Origin of the sequence: Flavobacterium sp., assembly GCF_024305175.1 — a bacterium.
GTDB lineage: Bacteria > Bacteroidota > Bacteroidia > Flavobacteriales > Flavobacteriaceae > Flavobacterium.
Window position 1 is genome coordinate 21,230 of record NZ_JAMWYY010000039.1, and the last position, 6,579, is coordinate 27,808.

6 protein-coding genes and 1 tRNA gene are annotated in these 6,579 nt (G+C 40.2%); 3 read left to right on the forward strand and 4 right to left on the reverse strand.

The genetic code is table 11. The annotated features are described in order from the left end of the window. Nucleotides 1-24 precede the first annotated feature (24 nt). Entirely contained in the window at nucleotides 25-426 is a 402-nt protein-coding gene (locus Q0K96_RS10280) for a hypothetical protein (RefSeq protein ID WP_297333907.1), read from the reverse strand. An 80-nt stretch (nucleotides 427-506) separates the two neighbouring features. After that, entirely contained in the window at nucleotides 507-1,781 is a 1,275-nt protein-coding gene (locus Q0K96_RS10285) for a Glu/Leu/Phe/Val dehydrogenase (protein WP_297333908.1), read from the reverse strand. A gap of 304 nt (nucleotides 1,782-2,085) precedes the next feature. On the opposite strand from Q0K96_RS10285, the gene Q0K96_RS10290 reads away from it, so the two are divergent. The 3 genes from Q0K96_RS10290 to Q0K96_RS10300 all read left to right on the forward strand — a co-directional run bounded on the left by Q0K96_RS10290 (nucleotide 2,086) and on the right by Q0K96_RS10300 (nucleotide 4,979). Beyond that, on the forward strand, nucleotides 2,086-3,495 hold the full coding sequence (locus Q0K96_RS10290) for an MBL fold metallo-hydrolase (RefSeq protein WP_297333909.1): 1,410 nt from the start codon (nucleotides 2,086-2,088) through the stop codon (nucleotides 3,493-3,495). A 74-nt stretch (nucleotides 3,496-3,569) separates the two neighbouring features. Beyond that, complete coding sequence (locus tag Q0K96_RS10295; RefSeq protein WP_297333910.1) at nucleotides 3,570-4,721, forward strand: TlpA disulfide reductase family protein; 1,152 nt, start codon at nucleotides 3,570-3,572, stop codon at nucleotides 4,719-4,721. A 176-nt stretch (nucleotides 4,722-4,897) separates the two neighbouring features. Further along, nucleotides 4,898-4,979, forward strand: a tRNA-Tyr gene (locus Q0K96_RS10300). A 57-nt stretch (nucleotides 4,980-5,036) separates the two neighbouring features. Here the strand turns inward: Q0K96_RS10300 and Q0K96_RS10305 are convergent. After that, nucleotides 5,037-5,744, reverse strand: a complete 708-nt coding sequence (locus Q0K96_RS10305; RefSeq protein ID WP_297333911.1) for an SIMPL domain-containing protein — start codon at nucleotides 5,742-5,744, stop codon at nucleotides 5,037-5,039. A gap of 54 nt (nucleotides 5,745-5,798) precedes the next feature. Next, nucleotides 5,799-6,437: a rhomboid family intramembrane serine protease gene (locus Q0K96_RS10310; RefSeq protein ID WP_297333912.1), complete on the reverse strand. Its 639-nt coding sequence runs from the start codon at nucleotides 6,435-6,437 to the stop codon at nucleotides 5,799-5,801. Nucleotides 6,438-6,579: the final 142 nt, after the last annotated feature.

A 6,579-nucleotide genomic window follows, 5' to 3' on the forward strand; every position in this document is an offset into this window, starting at 1 on the left:
ACAGATTGTTCCGCGTTTTTTTATTTACCTGCAGCCGGGGCCAAAGTAATTAATATAATCAAGGTCTATACCCGCACCTGGCATACTGATTATTATTGGGCGGTAGCCATTATAATAAAGCCTGTCGTTGTGGCCCACATATATGGTGTTGAAACCGTAGTTAGTTCTGTCTCCTGTAACTTCATAGTAAAATGAAAAAATATTCCTGTAGGGCGTGCCATACATGCTAAATCCTATTGAAAAAGGCGATGTTTCGTGCTTTTCAAATACCTGCTTTACAGCTGCAGAAAGCACATCAGGCATATTGCCTGAAGAAAACTGTTGCGGCTTTTCTTCAGTAGTATCTTTAAAATGCAGTGCATTGGTATATTGTGCAGAGGCTGCCGTAGCCGCCATGAGTACCGAAAGGAGTAGTAATTTTTTCATGGTGTAAAAGGCTTATACACAAAGATAAACAAAAAAAGTGTCCGTTTTAAGGACACTTTTAATTGCATGTTTATTTTTTATTAAGGGAAAATACCCCTTTGCTTATAAGCCATTTCTATACGTGTAAGCGCCTGTATGTAGGCAGCCGTCCTCCAGTCTGTCTGGTATTGTACAGATGTTGTTATCACTTTATTAAAGGCATCTTCAAGCTTTTTCCTAAGTTTAACAATAACGTCATCCATACTCCATATTTCACCGTTACGGTTTTGAAGCCACTCAAAGTAACTGCCTATTACACCACCAGAATTACAAAGAATGTCCGGTATAATATCAATTCCGTTCTCTATAAGTATAACCTCACCATCAGTATCTACAGGGCCGTTAGCGCCTTCGGCAATTACTTTTGCTTTTATGCTGTTTGCATTGTCGGCAGTAATCTGGTTGCCCAGGGCAGCAGGTATAACAATATCACACTCAATCCCGAAGAAAGCATCGGTATCATAATCCTGAGTGCCTTTATAGCCTGTTATAGTTCCGTTTTCGGCTTGGTAACGCAATAATGCTTCAGGGTCTATCCCTTCAGCGTTATATATGGTGCCTGTAGCATCCTGTACGCCTACCAGTATTGCACCATTCTTGTGCATAAAGTGTGCAGCCCAATAGCCCACATTACCAAATCCCTGAACAATATATTTCTTGCCTTCAAGCGTAGTGCCTTTTACTTTAGCCCAGCTTTCAAGCGTAACTACAACACCAAAACCGGTTGCCCTGTCGCGGCCTTCCAATCCGCCCGAGCCTACGGGTTTACCTGTAACCACGTGCTGGTTTTTAGAGCGCTCTGCAGGAGATTTTGTACTCATGTAGGTGTCGGCAATCCATGCCATCATCTGTGCATTTGTGTTTACATCCGGTGCGGGTATATCGTGCTCAGGACCAATATTGTCACCTAACGCATATGTAAACCTTCTGGTTATACGCTCCAGTTCTGACTGTGAGTATAATTTAGGGTCTATCTGTATACCCCCTTTACCGCCACCATACGGCAGCCCGGCAAGAGATGTTTTCCATGTCATCCATGTAGCAAGTGCCCTTGCGGCATCAATATCTACCGTAGGGTGATATCTTAATCCGCCTTTATAAGGGCCAAGTGCGTTATTATGCTGAACGCGGTAGCCTGTAAACACCTCTACAGTTCCATTATCCATTTTTACAGGAAAATGCACTACTATTTCATTGTTGGTTATAGAAAGGATCTTTTTAACGCTTTCGTCCAGTCCCATAACCGTCGCAGCTTTTTCAAACTGGTTTTTTACATTTTCATACATGCCCACGCGGGGCTTAACTGCTGTTGCCATAATTAAATTTACAACGTTGTATTTATAAACCGTGTTGGCTTTAAAAAAAGCATACAAATATATATCAAGTTTATGATAAGTTTAATGCTGTAATTATTAAATTTTTAAAATTTGAATACAAAAATTATGATTGCCATAATTTAACAAAATCAGAAAACGACATAAATATATAATCCGCAATTTTATATTATTCAACGTACTTGCTAAGAGGTTAATTATCAACAGTATCTACAAACAATTGTGTTATACTGCATCCGTTACATTGGATTTGGTATCTTTGCGTGAATAAACCTGACCGTTTAAAATGAAAATTGAACAAATATACACGGGCTGCATAGCACAGGCCGCCTACTACCTTGAAAGCAACGGCGAAGCCGCTATTTTTGACCCGCTAAGGGAAGTGCAGACTTATATTGAGAAAGCAGCAAAAGATAATGCAGCCATAAAGTACATTTTTGAAACCCATTTTCATGCCGACTTTGTATCTGGGCATTTAGACCTTGCAAAAAAGACAGGAGCAACAATAGTATATGGCCCAACCGCCAAACCGGATTTTGAAGCCCACATAGCAACAGACGGTGAAGAATTTAAAGTGGGGAATTATACCATAAAGGCAATTCATACGCCGGGGCACACGCTGGAAAGTACCTGCTACCTGTTAAATGACGAAAACGGTAAATTGCATGGCATCATTACCGGAGATACCCTTTTTATAGGAGATGTCGGCAGGCCCGACCTCGCACAATCGCTTACAGAGGAGCTTACGCAGGAAGTGCTTGCTTCTCATCTTTATGATTCCCTGCGCAACAAAATTATGCCGTTACCGGATGATATTATTGTGTACCCAAGCCACGGTGCAGGAAGTGCATGCGGTAAGAATATGAGCAAAGAGACTACCGATACGCTAGGTAACCAGAAGAAAACTAATTATGCCCTCAGGGCAGATATGACCAAAGAAGAGTTTATAAAAGAACTGCTTGATGGTTTGGGCGCACCGCCTGCTTATTTTCCGCAAAATGTTATGCTTAACATCAAAGGCTACGAAAGCCTTGATGCTGTAATGGATAAAGCGCTAAAACCGCTTACCCCTGCCCTGCTGAAAGAAGTAGCGCAAAATAGCGGCGCAATAGTGCTGGATGTGAGGCCACAGGATGATTTTGTTGCAGGGCACATACCCGGGTCAATATTTATTGGCTTAAATGGTAACTTTGCCCCGTGGGTGGGAGCACTTATACGCGATGTAAACCAACCGCTGGTGCTTGTTGTACCCGAAGGAAAGGAAACCGAAGCCATAACAAGGCTTAGCCGGGTTGGGTTTGATAATGTATTGGGTTACCTTAACGGCGGAATGGAAGCATGGATAAATGCAGGATTTGAGACAGATACCATACGCTCTGTATCTCCTGAAACTTTTGCAGAAGGGCTGGCAGAAAACAACTTACCTGTCATCGACAGCCGCAAACCGGGCGAATACAGCAACGGTTATGTTGAGGGGGCTGTAAACATACCTCTTGATTTTGTTAACGAGCAACTTGCAGAGGTGCCTGCACAGGGCGATTTTTACCTGCATTGCGCAGGCGGATACCGTTCAGTAATTATGGCATCTATTTTAAAGGCTCGTGGTTACCATAACATGATAAATGTAGAAAAAGGCTTTGGTGGCATAAAACTCACTAACGTTAAGATAAGCACTGCCGCAGGGCAGCCTGCCTAAAAACAAATTTTAGTGCGAAGCTGCAACGTACCAAAAATTAAATACTTTTGCAGCAAATTAATCAGATAAAAAATATGAAAAAATTCTTTTTGTTCCTTGCACTGTCAGCAGCAGTAATATCATGTAATAAGCTGGCAGACAATGAGTATGAAATTACAGGTACTATTGAGGGCAGCGACTTAGACGGCAAAAAAGTAGTATTGGAAAAACAGGGCGCTATGGGTTTTGAGCCTGTAGATACTGTTGTTGTTGAAAACGGTAAATTCACTTTTAAAGGCACTACCGAAGAGCCTTCGCTGCATTTCCTTTCGTTTGAAACAAAACCAATGGAAAAGGCTAATTTTATATTAGAAAACGGAAGCATAAAAATTGAAGTTAACAAAGACTCCATATACAGGTCGGTTCAATCAGGTACCTTTAACAATGATAAGCTAAACGAGTATTACGCAAAAACAAAAGCTAATACAGCTAAGGTGATGAAGTTTCAGCAGGATAATACTCCTGTAATGATGGAAGCCCGCAAGAGTAACGATACCGTTGCTATAAACAGGCTTAATAAGGAGTATAAAAACCTTATGGCTGATGTGGAAAAAACAAACAAGCAGTTTGTTAAGGACAACCCGAAAGCTTACATCAACATCTTTATAATAAGGCAGCTTATGGGCAGTGCAGAAGCTGACCAGGCAGAAATAAAAGAACTTTACAACAGCCTTGATGAGTCTGTAAAGAACACAAAAGACGGTAAAGAGCTTGGCGATACCTTTAAGCAAATGGAAGAACAGGAAAAAGCTATGGCAAATGTTGGTGTGGGTAAAAAAGCTCCTGATTTTTCTGCTGCAACGCCTGACGGGAAAACAATGTCGCTTAAAGATGCTATGGGTAAAGTAACCATAATAGATTTCTGGGCTTCATGGTGCAAGCCATGCCGTATAGAAAACCCTAATGTTGTGGCTATGTATAACGAGCTTCATGACCAGGGGCTTAATATAATTGGCGTATCTCTTGACAAAGAAGCTGATGCCTGGAAGAAAGCCATTGCTGATGATAAACTTACATGGAACCATGTTTCTAACCTTAAATTCTGGGAAGACCCTATTGCAAAACAATATGGTGTACAGTCTATCCCTGCTACCTTTGTACTGGATGCAGAAGGAAATATTGTTGCAAAAGACCTAAGGGGCGATCAGCTAAAAGCTAAAGTAAAAGAGCTTCTTGCCAAATCATAATGCCGAAATGGTGTAATAAAAAAATCTCCTGTTTAGAGGAGATTTTTTTATTCCTAATCTTCAAACAGTTAGTGTTTATTATTTGTATAAGCAGTAAAATAGCGGAATTTATATTTGTTTACTAAAAAAACAGCATTATATTTGCAACCGCAATCAGCAAATAGGCTGATGCTTGAGGGGAGATACTCAAGCGGCCAACGAGGGCAGACTGTAAATCTGCTGACTATGTCTTCGCAGGTTCGAATCCTGCTCTCCCCACGAAAAACGAAAGCCGGGCTCTAAGCCCGGCTTTTTTATTAAATGCAATTTATAGAATTATCTCTTGTAGTTTGTAATAGACAACTCATAAGTAATATCAACATTAGCCGTTATTTCTATCTCACCTAATGCAAGTGTTTCCTGAGATCCGCTATCAGCCATAGCTTTCATTTCCATAGCATACATAGGCCTTGGGTAGTTGGTTTGGGTATTATCATTAACTACAAGGGCATAACCAACAAAAAGGTTAAGCGCTTTTGCATAATCTTCCGCTTTTTTGTTGGCGTCAGCAACTGCTTTTACACGCGCTTCACTTTCATACTGCTCCTGCTTAGAGGTTTTAAACTCTATCCCCTGAATGTTATTAACACCGGCATCTGTTAATCCTATAATCATATTATCATACCTGCTAAGGTCGCGCAGATTAATAGTTATGGTTTGAGAAGCGGTAAAATAATGGCGTTTTTTTTCATAATCATAGTTCCTGTTCAGATAAACGCGCTGTGTCTGGTAATCTTTTTCGGCCAGTTTAAAATTCTTCAGGTATTTGATAACTTTATCAACAGTTGCATCATTAGCCTTTTTAACTTCTGCTGCATCTGCACCGTTATTAACCACGCCTATGGTAATAATAGCCTCATCTGGCCTAACCATTATTTTGCCTTCTCCCGTTACGCTTATCTGTCTCGGGGCATTTGCGGTTACAGTCTGAGCGCCTGTATATGCGCCTGTCATCAGTAATACTACTGCAATAAACTTTTTCATAGTTTGTTTTTATTTATGGGTTTTTCTGTAAGAATTTCAAAACGTATGCCATTTTTAAAGCTTTCCGCTTTTTTCAAGAATAAACAAGAGGATAATAGGTATGGCAAGCAGTATAACCATCAGGGTTTGTGTCTGTAACAATGCAGGCGCATAAGCAAGAGTTATAAGATAACCCGCTATGGCACCGCCAAAATGGGCTGTATGCCCTATGTTATCATTTTTAGCGCGCATACCATATATTGAATACAACAGATAACCAATACCAAATAAATAAGCAGGTATCGGTAAGGCAAAAAACAAATACAGGTTGGCATCAGGATTAAACATGATAGCCGAGTATAATACTCCTACTACAGCACCCGATGCGCCAATAGCCCTGTAGGCATAATCATTACGATGAAAGTATAATGACAGCAAACTACCCGAAACAAGGCTGCCGAAATAAACCAGTACAAACGAAAGCACGCCCATATAGTAAATAACCGCGGGCGCAAAAAAGTAAAGCGTAAGCATATTAAAAGCCAGGTGCATTACGTCGGCATGCAGAAAAGCGCTCGTAAACATACGGTACTGCTCCCCTGCCCTTATGCTCCCTACGTGAAACTCATATTTCCTGAAAAATAAAATATCATTAAATCCTTTCAGGCTAACCAGCACATTTGCAGCTATAATTGCCAGCAATACAATATTTATATCCATTAAATAGTATTTTTCTGTAAATTTAAGTATTGCTGCCTTATTTGAGTAAAGAAAAATCATAACAAAAGTTTAATTAATAATAAAAAGTATATTTGCAAAAAAAACATGCAGCTTTTAGCATATATAATAATCTGTC

Coding starts and splice junctions, on each gene's coding strand:
- Q0K96_RS10280 (WP_297333907.1), bottom strand. CDS start 426: ATGAAAAAATTACTACTCCTTTCGGTACTCATGGCGGCTACGGCAGCC.
- Q0K96_RS10285 (WP_297333908.1), bottom strand. CDS start 1,781: ATGGCAACAGCAGTTAAGCCCCGCGTGGGCATGTATGAAAATGTAAAA.
- Q0K96_RS10290 (WP_297333909.1), top strand. CDS start 2,086: ATGAAAATTGAACAAATATACACGGGCTGCATAGCACAGGCCGCCTAC.
- Q0K96_RS10295 (WP_297333910.1), top strand. CDS start 3,570: ATGAAAAAATTCTTTTTGTTCCTTGCACTGTCAGCAGCAGTAATATCA.
- Q0K96_RS10305 (WP_297333911.1), bottom strand. CDS start 5,744: ATGAAAAAGTTTATTGCAGTAGTATTACTGATGACAGGCGCATATACA.